The sequence below is a fragment of the Serratia sp. CoH_134_PS_4 genome (assembly GCF_058190535.1).
Window position 1 is genome coordinate 153,952 of record NZ_JBXWKI010000011.1, and the last position, 16,967, is coordinate 170,918.

Sequence of the window (16,967 nt, forward strand, 5' to 3'; positions counted from 1 at the left end):
CTGTATGGCAACACCGGCGCGATATAATTCCATCAGCCAAAGATCTGTCTGCAAGGGGTACCCTTGGCCGCAAGCCTATAGAGTAACAATTTGACATACTCGCCGGGAAGAAGGTTCTCTGCGTAAAACGCAATAAAGCGCTAAATGTCAAAAAAAGCGCTGCCGGGGAGGCAAGCGTGAATAACAGTTTGCAAAGGCCGCCGCCTCTTTTACCATGGGGCCAACACACCTTCAGGTAAGTTAACGTTAAGCAGGGTCTTACTATGGCGTATAAAATTCCATTTCCACCCCGTCAACCTTCCGCTTCTTCCCATCTGCCCCTGACCTTAATCTCGCTGGAAGATTGGGCATTGGTGACGTTGAACGGGCCGGACACAGTGAAATACCTTCAAGGCCAGGTGACTGCAGATATCGACACGCTGCCAGCCGATCGGCACGTGTTATGCGGCCACTGTGATGCCAAAGGAAAAATGTGGAGCAACCTGCGTCTGTTCCACCGCGGTGAAGGCTTTGCCTATCTGGAACGCCGCAGCGTGCTGGACAGCCAATTGGCTGAAATCAAAAAATACGCGGTATTTTCCAAACTCACCATCGCCGCTGATAACGACGCGGTGTTGCTCGGCGTCGCCGGTTTTCAGGCCCGCGCAGCGCTGGCTGACGTGTTCAGCACCCTGCCGGATGCTGAGCATCAGGTCGTGCAAGACGGCGAAACCACCCTGCTGCATTTCGCGCTGCCGGCTGAACGCTTTTTATTGGTCACCACAACCGCCGTTGCCGAGAAATTGGTCGACAAGCTGCACGAGCAGGCAGAACTGAACGACAGCCAACAGTGGCTAACGCTGGATATTGAAGCCGGTTACCCGGTCATTGACAGCGCCAACAGCGCGCAGCTCATCCCACAGGCCACCAACCTACAGGCGCTGGAAGGCATTAGCTTCAGCAAAGGCTGCTATACCGGCCAGGAAATGGTCGCACGGGCCAAGTTCCGCGGGGCCAACAAGCGCGCACTGTACTGGCTGGAAGGCAAAGCCGGGCGAGTGCCGGAGGCCGCTGAGGACGTTGAATTGCAACTGGGTGAAAACTGGCGCCGTACCGGCACAGTACTGAGCGCAGCCAAGCTGGCCGACGGTACGCTGTGGGTACAGGTTGTCCTGAACAACGATCTGGACGCCGACAGCACTTTACGGGTGCGCGATGACGCAACCAGCCGGTTGGCCATCAAACCCTTGCCGTACTCACTGGTGGAAGATAAATAATACTCAGGCAGCAGGCTCACGCCTGCTGCCTGAGGCTTTACTCGTCCAGTTCGCCGTCCCGCTGCACCAGATAGATCAGCACCAGAATGATGGTGACAAAGAAACGAAATGCGCTGGGCACCCCATTCCATTGCTGCGACATCCACATACCGAACCATTCCCCGCCTACCGACATAAATCCGACCTGCCAGGTCAGAAAACCGATCGTCAGGCCAGCAACCGCCATTTTTTTCTTTCTGTTAAAGGCCACGGCTGGCAGCTTCAGTCCGCACAGCAAGCGCAAACCACCCACCCAGCACAATAATGCCGTCAGGCTTTCTAGCGTAATGATGCCAATGTAGCCAGCGTGATGCAGCCAAGGGGATTGAATGGCGCGGTAGGTGATGGTGGCGTCTGGGAAAATAGTGTCCATCATAAATACATGACGCACAAAGGCGAAGTTGGAACCGTAATCCGTGATATTGCCAAAAGCCACCAACGTGGCGAACAGGGCAATCGCACACACCAACAGCGCTTTGGATAAGCGAACGATCATCGTGATGAGTCCTGAAAAAGTTAACGAATACACCAAAGGTGTAATGGCGGGCTCAGGAATGAAAAAACATGGGCTTGTTGGATACCCGAAAGAAACAAGCGTTTCTTTTCTAACCTAAAAGAAACGCGGGATCAACATGGCATTAACGCAGGCCGGACAGCGATCAAACGTACAGATAAATCGCCATAAAATGGCACAGGCTGCCACCGAGTACGAAACCATGCCAGATAGCATGGCCAAAGCGGAAACGCTTAGAGGCATAGAAAATCACCCCCAGGGTATAAACTACACCGCCAACCGCCAATAACGTCACGCCGCCAATAGCCAGCCGGGTCGCCAACTGATAAATCACGATCAGCGACAGCCAGCCCATCGTCAGATAAGTCACCAACGACAAGGCTTCAAAGCGGTGGGCAAACGCCAGTTTGAACAGCACGCCCAACAGTGCCAATCCCCAAATTACGGCCATCAGCCCCTTGGCAAGCGGTGAGTCTAGCCCCACGAGCAGGAATGGCGTGTAGGTACCGGCAATCAAAAGGTAAATGGCGCAGTGGTCAAACTTCTTCAGCCAGTGCTTGGCCTTTTGATGGGGAATAGCATGGTAGAGCGTGGAAGCAAGAAACAGCAGAATCATGCTGCCGCCATAAAGACTGTAACTGGCGATGGCCGTCGCACCAGCGCCGCTATCAACCGCCTGAACCAACAGCAATACCAAGCCGACGATGCCGAAAACCAAACCGATGCCGTGGCTGATACTGTTAGCGATCTCTTCCGCCCACGGATAGGCCGCAACGGTAACGTCTTCGGTACCGGCTTTCACTACGCCCGTTTTTCCCATAAAGCACAACCCCTCAAAACACCCAACATTGTTCGAAATTACCGCAAGGCAGCTTAACTGAGAATAATTTCAGTGTACACGTGTACGCCAAAATAAAACTGTGTACGCGTGTAACCATCGAAATCCCTCTCCCACTGGTCTACAATCGTTCGGCTTCAACCCATCTACCTTGAGGTTTACACCATGTCATCCGCTGTACCCGCGTTAGATTTCGGCTCCATGACCCAGGTCATCCAGTTCCTGATGGAAATCGATAAGTTGAAAAGCGTGCAACGCCGCACCAAAGTGCTGGGCACCCAACGCCAGGAAAACTCCGCCGAACATAGCTGGCATTTTGCTATTGCTGCCCTGAGCCTGGCCCCTTATGCCGGCGAAGGCGTAGATATCCAGCGGGTGATTCAGATGGCGCTGCTGCATGACATCGTTGAGATCGACGCCGGTGACGTACTGGTCTACGATCTGGCGGCACGTGCAGCAATCCATGATGTAGAAGTGGCCGCGGCGCGCAGGCTTTTCGGCATGCTGCCGGACACTCAGCGCGAGTATTTCACCGCTTTATGGCAGGAATATGAAGATGGCGAAACTGCCGACGCGCGCTTTGCGCTGGTGCTGGATCGCACCATGCCGATGCTGATGAACCTGCACAATGGCGGCCAAAGCTGGGTCGAGAACGGCATCAGTCTGGAGCAAGTATTGGCGCGTAACACGACCATCGCTGATGTCCAACCGGAGTTGTGGAAATACCTGCTGCAACATCTGCAGGACGCACAGCGCAAAGGCTGGCTGAAGTAACCCTGTTGCTGCCGTAGTTAGCCGGGTGGTTCCCTCACCCGGCACGCCAACTCGTCGCGGTTTATTAACGTCACTGTATCATACGACGGACCTTCAGCGGCCGCCGGACGCCTCGATAAAGCTGCCGGTGACGTAAGAAGCGGCATCGGATAGCAGCCAGATAACGGCTTCCGCGACCTCTTCCGGGGTACCGCCACGTTGCATCGGCAAGTTGCCCTTAACCCTATCAACACGCCCCGGTTCACCGCCGCTGGCGTGCATTTCAGTGTAAATACACCCCGGCCGCACAGCGTTGACACGAATGCCCTGGCCCGCCACCTCCAGCGCCAGTCCGGTGGTCAGTGTGTCTACCGCCCCCTTGGATGCGGCATAATCGATATACTCCCAGGGAGCCCCCAAACGGGCTGCGGCAGAAGAGACGTTGACGATGGCACCGCCCTGCCCACCATGACGGTGCGCCATGCGTTTCACCGCCTCACGACAGCAAAGGAAATAACCGGTGACGTTGGTGCTCAGCACCTTATTGATGCGCTCTGCCGTGAGTTGTTCAATGCTTGTCTGTTGAAACAAAATACCGGCATTGTTGACCAGCGCAGCGATTGGGCCAAGGGTCGCATCCAGTTCGGTAAACATCGCCACCACCTGGCTTTCCTCGGCAATATCCGCCCGCAGCGCCAACGCCTGGCCGCCCTGTGATTCAATCTCTGTCACAACGTGTTGTGCGGCGACCTCATCTTTCAAATAGTTAACGCCCACCGCATAGCCCTTCTGGGCCAAAAGCAGCGCGGTAGCGCGGCCAATACCCCGGCTAGCGCCGGTGACCAGTGCAACTTTCGTCATGCTATTCCTTCTCTGGTTGGGGAATCAGAAACTGTAGCTGGCGCTCAGGAAACCCACCCCTGCGGCCTTTTTCTCGACGATCGGGCTGTTCGCCGCATCACCCAACAGAGTATAGATACCGACACCGCCCTGGAAGGCAATTTCCCGCGTCAATTGATAATTCAGCGCGGTATTGAGTATCACCTGCTTCATGCCGCTGCCTGGGCGATAGGCATCAAAAGCGCTATGCTCCGCTTGTTGCTGGGTGACACCGAAATAACCACGCTGATAGCCACTGTTGGCCCACGTGGCGGTCAAATCGGCAGAGAGACTGAGCGCATCGCTTAACGGGTAAAGCGCTGCCACACCCACATCAACATAGGCAGTATGCCCCAGGTCTTCACCGCCGTAGCGACGCGCCTTGGTGGCCTGCATCCCTCTGACATACGTACGAAAGGGTTCGAATTTATAGCTCAGCTCAATACCTGCTTCAAACGCGCCCCCAAAATCCCCCATGCCTCTGAGCCGATTTTTTCGCCCTCCCAACGTTTTAATGTCTTCGTCTCGCCCACCGTCATAACCCGCCAATAAGGCAATGCCGAATGGCCCCGACAACGGCAACTGCCAGCTGGCACCGCCCAGCCCCAGGCTAAAATCTCCCCATGTTGGATTGCCATAACCGGCCTGAACATCGTACAGCGGCACCGCGCTATAAATAGACGCCCCTTGATACAACGGCGCCACCGCGATACCCCCGCTCAGCGTCAACGACGCCTTTGCTTCATCCTGTGCGGATCCTTGTAAGGGAAATGCCATCAACAACGCCACCGCAGAATAACCCAGGGTATTTTTCACCGTATTTGCCTTATATTTAATGAGGTTTATAGCGCCACCAGGCGGCGCAATTGTTTTTTTATTCGTGGTTTAAAACGACTACAGGCATCTGAAACCACCGTCTGCAATTGGGGCCGCAAGGTTGATGAATGTGGCATTGGGCTATTTACGCCCTGAGCGTCAGCGTGAAAATGCACCGTGAACAGCACGACAAATAAGATCGCGCACAAGCGAATAAATCCGCCGGTGATAGCTAAATGTGACGCATTGCCGGTATGCATGGTGCTTACTCTGCGGTAATGATTGTGCTGAGAAGCCTACCCGAATCACAACGACGTTCCCTTAACGTGAAATTAACGCCAGATTAAGGTTTGCTTAAGAAGGTATGGGCGAAAAGCCGTGCGGCGTTGTCTTCCCCCGACAGTTGTAGTTATATAGCCGCCAGCGTAGTGATATAAACCGGATACCACGTGAACATATTGTTAGTGGAAGACGATCTGCAATTGGGCAAAGCCCTGTGCCGTGCATTGGAGCTGGCTGGATTTGAGCTGTGCTGGGTGCGATTGGTCCATGATGCACAACATAAATTAACCCAAGGCAGCTTCGATTTAATGCTGTTGGATCTCACCCTGCCCGACGGTGACGGATTAAAAAAGCTGATCGAATGGCGCGCCGCCGGACAGAACATTCCGATCATTATTCTGACGGCCCGAGATCGCATCGAAAGCCTGGTCAATAGCCTGGACTCTGGCGCAGACGACTTCCTGGCCAAGCCTTTTGCACTACCGGAATTAATTTCACGCGTGAAGGCGGTGAACCGTCGCATGGCGGGGTTCGCCTCCCAAACCTGGAGCCTGGGCAACCTGTATCTGGATCCGATTAACCACCAGGTCACGCTGGATGGCGAACTGCTGTTGCTATCAAAAAAAGAATACCGATTACTGCATGAGCTTATGCGTTGTGCCGGCACCGTGGTACGTAAGGCCGCATTAGAACAGAGCTTATTTGGGAATGGCGACAACGTGGAAAGCAACTCCCTCGAGGTGCATATGCATAATTTGAGACGCAAAATCGGTAAGGAAAGAATTATTACCGTGCGTGGTATTGGCTATTTATTAAAAAAAGAGGGCCAGGGATGATCAGTTTTAAATCCTTTTTTATGCGCACCATCATTTTTCAGGTATTGGCGATATTATTACTTTGGGGTGTTTTGATTGGCTGGGCAAAATATCTCTATTTCCCTGACGCAGAAAAATATTTTGATAATCAGCAGCGCCTTGTTGCACGTGGCATTGCCAATATTCTTGATAAAACAGACGTTACCGACCTCAATTATATTAATATTATTAAAGATATCGAAGTCATGTATATCGACTCCATTAAAAACGGTATGCAGGATGAAATAGACTATCGCCCATTACTTGTGGTTTACGATCGCAATAATAAGATTATTTACACCTCCCCACCTCAAAAGGAACCGTTGATTCTGCCACCTTCGGTGCTGTCCGGCACCATCAGCTATGGCAACGTGAAGTGGCATATAGCCGGCAGTTGGAGCGATAAGCAGCAATTTAGGGTGATCGTCGGTGAATCCTTTGACAACCGCACCACCATTTTCGGCAATCCGGCAGAAAGCACGGCCATCCCACTGCTGGTCACGCTGGCTGCAATTATTGTCGCCCTCTTGGTTACGGCCTATTTCAGCCTGCGACCACTGCGGCAAATCGCCAGAATGATCTCTGACCGTAAGCCGGGTAACTTGTCGCCGATAAATGTGCGCGCGCAATATCAGGAGATTCGCCCCATCGTTTTAGAAATTAATAAGTTGATGGGGCGTATCGACGCCGCCAACCAGCGTGAAAAACGCTTTATGGCCGATGCGGCGCACGAGCTACGTACCCCCATCGCCGCCGTGCTGGCCCAGTTGCACCTGCTGACCCAGGTAGCTGATAAAACCGAACGCCAGGAGATCATTGAAGACATGCAACACGGGCTGGATCGCGCCGCATCGCTGTCACGCCAACTGATTGACTTGGCCAAACTGGAGTCGGAAGACTTCCCACTGAAGATTGAAATGGTGAACATCCACGCAGAAATCAGCAAATGCATTGCCCAGCATGTCCCTTATGCGCTGGAGAAGAACGTCGAACTCTCTCTGGATGGGAGTGAAAATGTGATGATTGAGACCGATCGCCATTCGCTGATTACGATATTCACCAATCTGCTGGAGAACGCCATTAAATATGCGCCAAACGGTGCACGAATCGAAGCTAGCATCCGATCGCTGTCGCCGCTGGGCTGCTATATTACATTGCGTGATAATGGCCCAGGTATCCGTCAGGAGTACCACAAACGGCTGTTCGAGCGCTTTTATCGTGTACCCGGCACGCAGCAGAACGGCAGCGGTCTCGGGCTCGCCATTGCGAAAAACTTGGCTGATAAAATTGGCGCGCAATTGCGGATAACCGAAGGGCTTGATGAGCGCGGCATCGGTTTTATCATTGATCTGCCGGAAAACTACCTTGCACCACGAGAGAATTAACGGACGATGACCCACCCCATTTTGCTGCAACAACATCAACTTGATTTGCTCTGGCAGATCGATCGTAGTGAAGTGATCAATACGCTCTACCGCCTGCAGGATGGCAAGTTACAGCCTTATGCCGCCCATTATGATCTGCAAGGTTGGGATCCGCACGATCGGGAAACCTATGACCCGATCCACGAACACTGCTTTGCGCACGGTGGGCACTTTTTCGCCCTGTTCGAAGAAGAGAAGATCCTTGCAGCGGCCGTGCTGGATACCCTGCCGCGCGGTCCGCGGCAGGACTTACGCCAGCTGCTGTTTTTCTACGTCAGCGCCAGCCTGCGGGGTAAAGGACTGGGCAAACGTCTGTTCAGCCATTGCCTGCACCAGGCCAAACAAGACGGCGCTCACGGGCTGTATGTCTCTTCTATTCCAAGTAAAAACACCGTGGATTTTTACCTGTCGCAGGGTTGCCAGTTAATGACTCAACCCGATGCAGAACTGTTCGCCCGCGAACCGGAAGATATTCACCTGGCCTGCTATAGCAGCCCGTAGCAGGCTGTTTATCTGGCAATGCGGATCACCGAACGCACGTCGCTTTTCTTATTAAGATCCCAGGCGTCGGCGATCTCGGATAAATCGTGTTCCTGAGTCTCAACCGAGATCTCCCCCGCAGCTGCCAACGCCAGGATCTCACTGGCATATCTCTGCATTTCAGCCACCGGTGGGAAATTACCGGTACCGCTGCCCATGATCTGTAATTGATTACTGCGCAGTACCGCCGCAGGCAACCGAATGTCCGGCCCCGCCATCGAACCAACGTTGACCAAACGGATGCCGCGTCCGCCCGCGTAAGAAGACAAATCGTGGTTATTGAGCGTCGCAAGCAATGCTTCTGTGGCGGGGCCCCAGATGTAATCGACAATAACCTGATAGCCATTGGGTCCCGCGGCGGCAGCAAAAGCCTGCACCAACTCCGCCCCTTCCAGTGAAAGATCGACCGTGGCATCCACACCCAATGCATCCAGCACGCTCTGGCGACGGCCGGCGGCGACAATACGGCCCGCGCCAGCCTGACGTGCAGCCGCCACCGCCAGTTTGCCTGAAGTGCCAGTCGCGCCAATAATCAGCACCGTTTCGCCCGCCTGAACCTCAGCGCGCCAGTGCAGCGGCAGCCAGGCAGCGAACGCCGGATTAATCAATGCGGCTGCGGTAGCATCATCCACGCCCTTTGGCACAGGTACGGTCCAGGAAGCCACGGTACGTTCGGCTAACGCGCCATGCGGCTGGCGGAAAGAGGCAAAGTACACCCGCTGGCCGTCGGGTGTATAACCCACACCATCGGTACCCGGCACGATCGGCAGGTGCTTCGGGCTGGAATAATGAGTACCTGCCACCATGGCACGATCGAGCTGTTTAATGCCGGCGACACTCACCGTGATCAGCGTTTCGCCTTCGCGTGCGGTCGGTTCATCCACATTACCGGCCACCGGTGCCTGGCCCAGGACGTTTACAATAGCTGCTTTCATCATTGCTCCTTATTCCGTTCGAGTTACCCTGCGACGACAATAAAAAAAGGACACTGCATCATGCAGTGTCCCTTGAATGTCCGCTTTGCCGAACGTGTTATTCGTATTCGCTCATCGGTACGCAAGAACAGAACAGGTTACGGTCACCGTACACGTCATCCAGACGCTTCACGCTCGGCCAGTATTTGTTCTCACGCACACCCGAGATAGGGAACACGGCCAGTTCGCGGCTGTAGGCATGCTGCCAATCGCTGACTAGCTCAGCCTGAATGTGTGGCGCGTTCACCAGCGGGTTGTCTTCCAGTGGCCATTCACCTTTGGCTACCCGATCAATCTCGCTACGGATAGCCAGCATCGCGTCGATAAAGCGATCCAGCTCCACTTTGCTTTCTGACTCGGTTGGCTCAACCATCAACGTACCCGCCACCGGGAACGACATGGTCGGTGCATGGAAACCGTAGTCAATCAGACGTTTGGCAATATCCATTTCGCTGATGCCGGTCTCTTCCTTCAGTGGGCGAATGTCGAGAATACATTCATGTGCCACGCGGTGATCACGGCCGGTATACAGCACTGGATAAGCCTCTTTCAGGCGAGTCGCTATATAGTTGGCATTCAGAATCGCGACCTGGCTCGCTTGCTTCAACCCTTCCGCGCCCATCATACGGATATACATCCAGCTGATTGGCAGAATCGAGGCGCTGCCGAACGGTGCTGCAGAAACTGCGCCCTGTTGGGTTGTCACACCGTCAATTTGCACCACGCTGTGGCCCGGTACAAAAGGTGCCAGGTGTGCTTTCACGCCAATTGGCCCCATGCCTGGGCCGCCGCCGCCGTGCGGAATACAGAAGGTTTTATGCAGGTTAAGGTGTGAAACATCCGCACCGATATACCCTGGGGTGGTGATACCCACCTGGGCATTCATGTTGGCACCGTCAAGGTAAACCTGGCCGCCGAACTGATGGACGATCTGGCACACTTCACGAATGGTTTCTTCATACACGCCGTGGGTCGACGGGTACGTCACCATGATACAAGACAGCTCTTCACCTGCTTGTTCTGCCTTGATGCGCAGATCGTGCAGATCAATGTTGCCATTCTTGTCGCAAGCCACCACGACCACACTCATGCCTGCCATTTGAGCAGAAGCCGGGTTGGTACCGTGGGCAGAGCTTGGGATCAGGCAGATATGACGGCCCGCTTCGTTACGGCTTTCATGGTAACGGCGGATTGCCAGCAGACCGGCGTATTCACCCTGTGCACCTGAGTTCGGTTGCATGCATACCGCATCGTAACCGGTTAATTGCACCAACCATTGTGACAGCTGGCCGATCATCTGCTGATAACCTGCCGCCTGCTCTGGTGGGCAGAACGGATGGAGTTCGGAGAATTCAGGCCAGGTAATCGGAATCATTTCCGCAGCGGCGTTCAGTTTCATGGTGCATGAACCCAGTGGGATCATCGCCTGATTGAGCGCCAAGTCTTTACGTTCCAGACGATGCATATAACGCATCATCTCGGTTTCGCTGTGGTAGCGGTTGAAGACAGGGTGAGTCAGGATTGGCTCCTGACGCAGCATACCGGCCGGGATCGACTGGCTGCTTTTGCTCACTGCCGCATCCAGCGCGTCAATGTCCAGACCGTGGTTGTCGCCGGCCAGCAAGGCGAACAGGGTCTGCACGTCTTCACGTGAGGTGGCTTCATCCAGTGTGATACCTACTGCGCCGTGAATATCGGTGCGTAAGTTGATACCGAAGCTCAACGCGCGTTCCAGGACCGCAGCCTTGTCTTTCACTTCCACGGTCAGGGTGTCGAACCAGGTTTTGTGGCGCAGTTGCAGGCCGGCCTTTTGCAGCCCAGCAGCCAAAATGTCGGTCAGGCGATGAATGCGCCCGGCGATACGCTGCAGGCCCTGTGGGCCGTGGTACACCGCATACAGGCTGGCGATGTTGGCCAGCAGAACCTGCGATGTACAGATATTCGAGTTGGCTTTCTCGCGACGAATGTGTTGCTCACGGGTTTGCATCGCCATACGCAGCGCTGTGTTACCGGCAGCATCGCGTGAAACCCCAATGATACGGCCCGGCATCGAGCGTTTGAACTCATCCCGACAAGAGAAGAAAGCAGCATGTGGCCCACCGTAGCCCATAGGGACACCAAAGCGCTGCGCGGAACCGAATACCACGTCTGCGCCCTGCTTGCCCGGTGCAGTCAGCAACACCAACGCCATAATGTCAGCGGCCACGCTGGTGACAATCTTGCGGTTTTTCAGTTCGGCCAGCAGTGCGCTGTAATCGTGCAGTTCACCGGTGGTGCCAACCTGTTGCAGCAGTACGCCAAACACACCCTGCAACTCCAGTACTTTTTCAGCTTTATCGACGATAACTTCAAAGCCAAAGGTTTCAGCACGGGTGCGTACAACGTCCAGCGTCTGAGGATGTACGTCATCAGCGACGAAGAAACGGTTAGCGTCTTTTAGCTTGCTGGCGCGCTTGGCCAACGCCATCGCTTCGGCAGCGGCGGTGGCTTCGTCCAGCAATGAAGCGGATGCCAGATCCAGACCGGTCAGATCAAGGGTCACGGTTTGGAAGTTCAACAGCGCCTCAAGACGGCCCTGTGACACTTCCGGCTGATAAGGGGTATAAGCGGTGTACCAGCCTGGGTTTTCCAGCATGTTACGCAGGATCACCGGTGGCGTCAGCACCGCGCTGTAACCCATACCGATATAGGATTTGTAGCGCTGATTCTGAGAGGCAATCGCCTTCAGTTCTGCCAACGCCTGATGTTCAGTCGCCGCATCGCCCACCGGCGGCGGCGCAGGCAGTTGAATGTCTGCCGGCACAATCTGTTGGATCAGCGCGTTGAGCGAGCGTGCGCCCACCGCTTCCAGCAACTGCTGCTGTTGTTCTGCAGAAGAGCCGATATGGCGTTCGATGAACGCTTCGCTGTGTTCAAGTTGGCTGAGTGTCTGAGTCATTGCTACAAATTCCTGAATTCTGGCGTGGTACGGGATATAGCCTGTTCTATAACTAAAACGCCTTCCTATTAAGACCCTAGGTCAAGGCGTTACATACTCAATGGATTTCAAGTTGCCGCGAGGCGACCAGTTTGCTTATCCCCAGTGGCTTACTTTAGTCAGCTACTGGGGTAAGCATGTGCAGATAACAACGCTGCAGCTTGAAAGACGAAGAGTATGCCGATTACTCGTCGATAGAGGCCTGGTAAGCACCGGCATCAAGCAGGTTAGCCAGTTCACTTTCGTCTGACGCTTTAATCTGGAACAGGAAACCTTCACCGTAAGGCTCGCTGTTCACCAGCTCCGGGGAACCTTCCAGTTCAACGTTTACCGCAACGATTTCACCGCTGATTGGCGAATAAATGTCCGAGGCCGCTTTGACAGATTCAGCCACGGCGCAATCTTCGCCGGCGGCCACAACACGGCCCACTTCTGGCAAATCAACAAACACCATGTCGCCCAGCAGTTCCTGCGCGTGTTCGGTGATACCTACGGTGTAAACGCCGTTACCTTCTGAACGAACCCACTCGTGTGAGGACGCATATTTCAATTCTGTTGGCACATTGCTCATAGCCAGCTACTCCTTCGAAGAAATAATTTCCCTGCGTCTTTCACACCGCAGCGTTATTGGCCGCAGCGCAAAATCCATGGGGAATAACCAATAAAAAATTAATGAGTCAGGGGCTTACCGGCACGCACAAACCCAGGTTTGGTGACCTTAACCGGCATTTCGCGGTTGCGGATCTGTACGATGGCCTGTTCGCCGATGCCAGCAGGGACGCGGGCCAGGGCAATACTGAAGCCCAGGGTCGGCGAGAATGAGCCGCTGGTGATCACCCCTTCGTGCGTCTGGCCTGCCGCATCGGTGAAACGCACCGGCAGCTCATTACGTAATACGCCTTTTTCCGTCATGATCAAGCCGACCAGTTGCTCGGTGCCCAATTCACGCTGTTTTTCCAGCGCGTCGCGGCCGATGAACTGACGATCTTCCGGCTGCCAGGCAATGGTCCAGCCCATGTTGGCGGCCAATGGCGAAATGCCTTCGTCCATCTCTTGCCCGTACAGATTCATGCCGGCTTCCAGACGCAGCGTGTCGCGTGCGCCCAGGCCCGCCGGCTTAACGCCAGCCGCCAGCAGTTTCTGCCAGAAGTCCACAACCTGCTCTTTTGGCAGCGCAATTTCATAACCCGCTTCGCCGGTATAACCGGTGGTCGCGATAAACAGATCCCCGGCCTGTACGCCGAAGAACGGCTTCATGCCTTCAACGGCGTTTTTTTGTTCTGGGGTAAATAAGGTGCCGGCACGCTCTTTGGCCTGTGGGCCTTGCACCGCAACCAGCGCCAAATCGTCACGCACCGTCAGGGCTACGCCGTACGGAGCGGCATGCTCTTCGATCCAGGCCAGGTCTTTGTCGCGCGTGGCGGAGTTCACCACCAGGCGGAAATAATCTTCAGTAAGGAAGTAAACGATCAGGTCGTCGATCACGCCGCCGGACGCATTCAACATGCCGGTGTACAGCGCTTTACCCGGTTGGGTGAGCTTGGCAACATCGTTTGCCAACAGGTAACGCAGGAACTCGCGGGTACGGGCACCGCGCAGATCTACAATGGTCATATGGGAGACGTCAAACATACCGGCATCCTGACGCACGGCGTGGTGCTCATCGATCTGGGAACCGTAATGCAGTGGCATCATCCAGCCATGAAAATCTACCATACGCGCACCGCACGCCACGTGCTGGTCGTACAATGGGGTTTGCTTTGCCATCTTTTCCCTCACTCCACAAATCCCCGCAATAATTCAAACCGCCGCGCTGTTGGCTGCTCTTCTCACCCGAATCACCTACTCATGCAAGCTCATCGTGCTCGATCGGTTGCCGCCGCGATACAACTCGAATTATTTAGGGTATTTAACATTACGATGATAGCGCCCAAAGACGGCTAACCGCCGTGACGCAAACGATACCTTTGCCCTGACGTTAGCACCGAACGCCCCCATTAACCATAAGATAAAATAGGTTTGGCGTCGTTCAGGGGCAGTAAAATACCGGGCTAGTGTGCAGAGTTTTTGACTGGAAAAATGCGCTTTAAGGCACAAAACCAACAATTAAAGCACCAAAAATCCAAAGTTATATAACAAACCCACGGTCGGATGCGGAATTTCGACTTTTGATAACCGAACATTGAATTAGAAAAACTAATGCTAAAATCGGCATGAAATTAGATTATTTCAAATGAAGAGTGATATAAGAAAAAGCGATGGGTAAAAGGCACAGGGTTATGCCTTCGAGATCGACGTTAATGCGGGGAAATGAGGCAGAGAGGCCTGATGACCTCTCTCAGAATACGGTCAGGCCAACCACTCCGGCAGATCGTTCAGGCCCATCGCCTGACGTACCAGCTTAGGCTTCACGCCTGGCAGGCTGTCGGCGAGGCGTAGCCCAACATCACGCAGCAGTTTCTTCGCGGGGTGGTTGCCATCGAACAGCTCGCGGAACCCCTGCATGCTGGCCAGCATGACCGCCGCGCCGTGCTTACGGCGGCGCTCATAGCGACGCAGATACAGATGCTGACCAATGTCTTTGCCCTGACGTTGCAAACGGCGCAGTTCGGCAATCAGCTCCGCTGCATCCATAAAGCCCAGGTTGACCCCTTGACCCGCCAACGGATGCACAGTGTGTGCCGCATCCCCCACCAACGCCAAACGGTGTGCAGCAAAGCTGCGCGCGTAACGCCCGGTCAACGGGAAGGTCTGACGTTCGCTTTCCAGGGTACAGGTACCGAGACGCAAATCAAACGCCATCGCCAGCTCACGGTCGAACTGCTCTGGTTCCAATTTTTTCAGGCGTTCAGCCTCTTCCGGCGACACCGACCAAACGATCGAGCTTAAATGCGGATCGTTGAACGGCAGAAACGCCAGGATGCCATCGCCATGAAACACCTGCCGCGCCGTCGCCAAATGTGGCTCCTCGGTACGGATGGTGGCGACCAGCGCATGATGACGGTAGTCCCAGAAGGTCAAAGGAATATCGGCATGCTGGCGCAGCCAGGAATGGGCTCCGTCGGCGCCAATCACCAGCCGGGCGGTCAGCATGCGGCCATCCTCCAGCGTGATAAAAGCGTCGTTTTCGCCCCAGGCGACTTGCTTGAGCTTGGCTGGGGTAATCAGCGTAACATCACTCAAGCTTTCCGCCCGCTTCCACAAGGCTTGTTGAATCACTGTGTTTTCAATGATATGACCGAGATGGCTAAAGCCACACTCATCGCCACGGAAGGCAATCTTGCCGAAACTGTCGCGATCCCACACTTCCATCGCGTTATAGGCGCTGGCACGCAGGTTGAGGATCTCGTCCCACACGCCAATGTGTTGCAGCAGACGCTCGCTCGCAGCGTTGATAGCGGATACACGCAGCGCTGGCTGTGGCTGCAGCGGCGTCATATCTGGCTGCTGGTGCTCCAGCACGGCAACGCGCAGGCCACTGCCCTGCAAACCGCAGGCCATTGCCAACCCCACCATACCGCCACCGGCGATAACCACGTCAAATGATTGCATGCTGCTTAATTTCCTTAAATGACTCGCTATGCAGCCATTGCACAGCGATGTGGGCGTAGCACGCTACGCCCTTACTTAGACACCGCTTAACGATCTACCCAGCCCAACGTTCGCTTGGCAAAGGCATCTCGCACAGCCGGTAACTGGGCCATTGCCATCAGGCCCAGATTGCGCCCCACGACCAAGGGAGCGTAACGATTGGCAAACAACCGGATCAAACCGTCGGTCACGCCAATGGTCGCCTGCTGATCTTGCTGTCGCCGTTGTTGATAACGGCTCAACAACGCATAACCGCCGGGATCTTCCCCTGCATGCTGCGCTTCTGCCAGCGTTTCCGCCAGAGACATCACGTCACGCAGGCCAAGATTGAACCCCTGACCGGCGATCGGATGCAACGTCTGTGCGGCATTACCCACCAGCGCCAGCCGATGGCTGACATGCTGATTGGCCGTCAGCAGGCTGAGCGGATAGCTGTGACGTTTGCCGGCGCGAAGAATACGCCCCAACCGCCAGCCAAACGCCTGCTGTAATTCACTGATAAAACGCGCATCGTCCCAGGCATCGACCTGTTGGCGATCCTCACGCGCGTGACACCACACCAGTGAGCTGCGCCCCTGGGACATGGGCAACAGCGCCAATGGCCCATGGCGGGTGAAACGTTCAAAGGCACGCCCCTGTGGATCTTCTGCGGTCGTGACGTTGGCAATGGTGGCAAACTGCGGGTATTCACGCTGCTGCCATTGCAGATTACAGGCCTGCGCCAGTGCCGAACGCGAACCGTCCGCCGCTACCAGCAGTTTCCCGCTGATACGCTGACCGTTATCCAGCAGCACTTCTGCCTGCTCTGCCGTGCGCACCACATCAACCACTTTGGCTGGGCAGTGCAGCGTGACGCCCGGCGCCTTGGCCAGCAGTGCAAATAGCCGTTGGCCTGCGTCGTGCAGCTCGATCACCTGCCCCAGTGCATCAACCTGGTAATCTTGCGCATATAAATTAACGAACCCGGCGTGGCCGCGATCGCTAACGTGCACCTGGGTGATGGCTGTCGCACAGTCACGCAGCGCCGGCCAAACACCAATGCGCGTCAACTGCTGGCAGGTGCCCTGCGCCAAAGCAATAGCGCGGGCGTCGAACCCCGGGTGGCTGCGATCGTCCGGCCGGGTCGCTTCGACCAAATCAACCGCCAATCGTCCCTGAGTAAGCGACGAGATAGCCAGCGCCAGGGTCGCGCCCGCCATGCCGCCACCAACGATAATTACGCTCATGCGA

At 55.1% G+C, this 16,967-nt stretch carries 16 protein-coding genes; 5 read left to right on the top strand and 11 right to left on the bottom strand.

The features are described 5' to 3' along the window. The first annotated feature begins 263 nt into the window (after nt 1-263). Nucleotides 264-1,256: a tRNA-modifying protein YgfZ gene (ygfZ, locus tag AC2FCQ_RS17745; RefSeq protein ID WP_490308787.1), complete on the top strand. Its 993-nt coding sequence runs from the start codon at nt 264-266 to the stop codon at nt 1,254-1,256. Between the two features lie 37 nt (nt 1,257-1,293). Here ygfZ and AC2FCQ_RS17750 read toward each other — a convergent pair whose 3' ends face one another. Beyond that, nucleotides 1,294-1,791 (bottom strand): DUF2165 family protein, encoded by a 498-nt coding sequence (locus tag AC2FCQ_RS17750; RefSeq protein WP_209639616.1) that lies wholly within the window; start codon nt 1,789-1,791, stop codon nt 1,294-1,296. Nucleotides 1,792-1,954: 163 nt separating this feature from the next. Then, on the bottom strand, nt 1,955-2,629 hold the full coding sequence (gene trhA / locus AC2FCQ_RS17755) for a PAQR family membrane homeostasis protein TrhA (protein WP_265557026.1): 675 nt from the start codon (nt 2,627-2,629) through the stop codon (nt 1,955-1,957). 183 nt (nt 2,630-2,812) lie between these two features. Here trhA and AC2FCQ_RS17760 point away from each other — a divergent pair, with 183 nt between their 5' ends. Further along, nucleotides 2,813-3,421, top strand: coding sequence for an HD domain-containing protein (locus AC2FCQ_RS17760; RefSeq protein WP_209639610.1), 609 nt, complete (start codon nt 2,813-2,815; stop codon nt 3,419-3,421). A gap of 93 nt (nt 3,422-3,514) precedes the next feature. Here the strand turns inward: AC2FCQ_RS17760 and AC2FCQ_RS17765 are convergent, their stop codons facing one another. Genes AC2FCQ_RS17765 through AC2FCQ_RS17775 form a run of 3 tightly spaced genes read right to left on the bottom strand, consistent with a single transcriptional unit; the run spans nt 3,515 to nt 5,355 of the window. Then, the gene (locus tag AC2FCQ_RS17765) at nt 3,515-4,261 is read right to left on the bottom strand and encodes an SDR family oxidoreductase (RefSeq protein ID WP_209639607.1); all 747 of its coding nucleotides are present in this window, start codon (nt 4,259-4,261) and stop codon (nt 3,515-3,517) included. A gap of 24 nt (nt 4,262-4,285) precedes the next feature. After that, nucleotides 4,286-5,095: a MipA/OmpV family protein gene (locus AC2FCQ_RS17770; RefSeq protein WP_490308788.1), complete on the bottom strand. Its 810-nt coding sequence runs from the start codon at nt 5,093-5,095 to the stop codon at nt 4,286-4,288. Between the two features lie 26 nt (nt 5,096-5,121). Further along, complete coding sequence (locus AC2FCQ_RS17775; protein WP_265557029.1) at nt 5,122-5,355, bottom strand: hypothetical protein; 234 nt, start codon at nt 5,353-5,355, stop codon at nt 5,122-5,124. A 189-nt stretch (nt 5,356-5,544) separates the two neighbouring features. On the opposite strand from AC2FCQ_RS17775, the gene AC2FCQ_RS17780 reads away from it, so the two are divergent. The 3 genes from AC2FCQ_RS17780 to AC2FCQ_RS17790 are packed head-to-tail and all read left to right on the top strand — an operon-like array spanning nt 5,545 to nt 8,156. Continuing rightward, nucleotides 5,545-6,213, top strand: a complete 669-nt coding sequence (locus AC2FCQ_RS17780; RefSeq protein ID WP_490308789.1) for a response regulator — start codon at nt 5,545-5,547, stop codon at nt 6,211-6,213. Then, nucleotides 6,210-7,616: an ATP-binding protein gene (locus tag AC2FCQ_RS17785; protein WP_490308790.1), complete on the top strand. Its 1,407-nt coding sequence runs from the start codon at nt 6,210-6,212 to the stop codon at nt 7,614-7,616. Before AC2FCQ_RS17780 ends, AC2FCQ_RS17785 begins: the two co-directional genes overlap by 4 nt. Before the next feature lie 6 nt (nt 7,617-7,622). Further along, on the top strand, nt 7,623-8,156 hold the full coding sequence (locus AC2FCQ_RS17790) for a GNAT family N-acetyltransferase (RefSeq protein WP_209639595.1): 534 nt from the start codon (nt 7,623-7,625) through the stop codon (nt 8,154-8,156). 8 nt (nt 8,157-8,164) lie between these two features. Here the strand turns inward: AC2FCQ_RS17790 and AC2FCQ_RS17795 are convergent, their stop codons facing one another. The 6 genes from AC2FCQ_RS17795 to ubiH form a co-directional block, all read right to left on the bottom strand. Continuing rightward, complete coding sequence (locus tag AC2FCQ_RS17795) at nt 8,165-9,130, bottom strand: quinone oxidoreductase family protein (protein ID WP_490308791.1); 966 nt, start codon at nt 9,128-9,130, stop codon at nt 8,165-8,167. 97 nt (nt 9,131-9,227) lie between these two features. Next, a complete protein-coding gene (gene gcvP / locus AC2FCQ_RS17800) occupies nt 9,228-12,107 on the bottom strand; it encodes an aminomethyl-transferring glycine dehydrogenase (protein WP_404760899.1) in 2,880 nt (959 codons plus the stop codon). A 223-nt stretch (nt 12,108-12,330) separates the two neighbouring features. Then, complete coding sequence (gene gcvH / locus AC2FCQ_RS17805) at nt 12,331-12,717, bottom strand: glycine cleavage system protein GcvH (RefSeq protein ID WP_209639586.1); 387 nt, start codon at nt 12,715-12,717, stop codon at nt 12,331-12,333. A 98-nt stretch (nt 12,718-12,815) separates the two neighbouring features. Beyond that, nucleotides 12,816-13,913 (bottom strand): glycine cleavage system aminomethyltransferase GcvT, encoded by a 1,098-nt coding sequence (gene gcvT / locus AC2FCQ_RS17810; protein WP_209639582.1) that lies wholly within the window; start codon nt 13,911-13,913, stop codon nt 12,816-12,818. 582 nt (nt 13,914-14,495) lie between these two features. Next, the gene (gene ubiI, locus AC2FCQ_RS17815; protein ID WP_265557032.1) at nt 14,496-15,698 is read right to left on the bottom strand and encodes an FAD-dependent 2-octaprenylphenol hydroxylase; all 1,203 of its coding nucleotides are present in this window, start codon (nt 15,696-15,698) and stop codon (nt 14,496-14,498) included. Between the two features lie 86 nt (nt 15,699-15,784). Continuing rightward, entirely contained in the window at nt 15,785-16,963 is a 1,179-nt protein-coding gene (gene ubiH / locus AC2FCQ_RS17820) for a 2-octaprenyl-6-methoxyphenyl hydroxylase (protein WP_404760901.1), read from the bottom strand. Nucleotides 16,964-16,967: the final 4 nt, after the last annotated feature.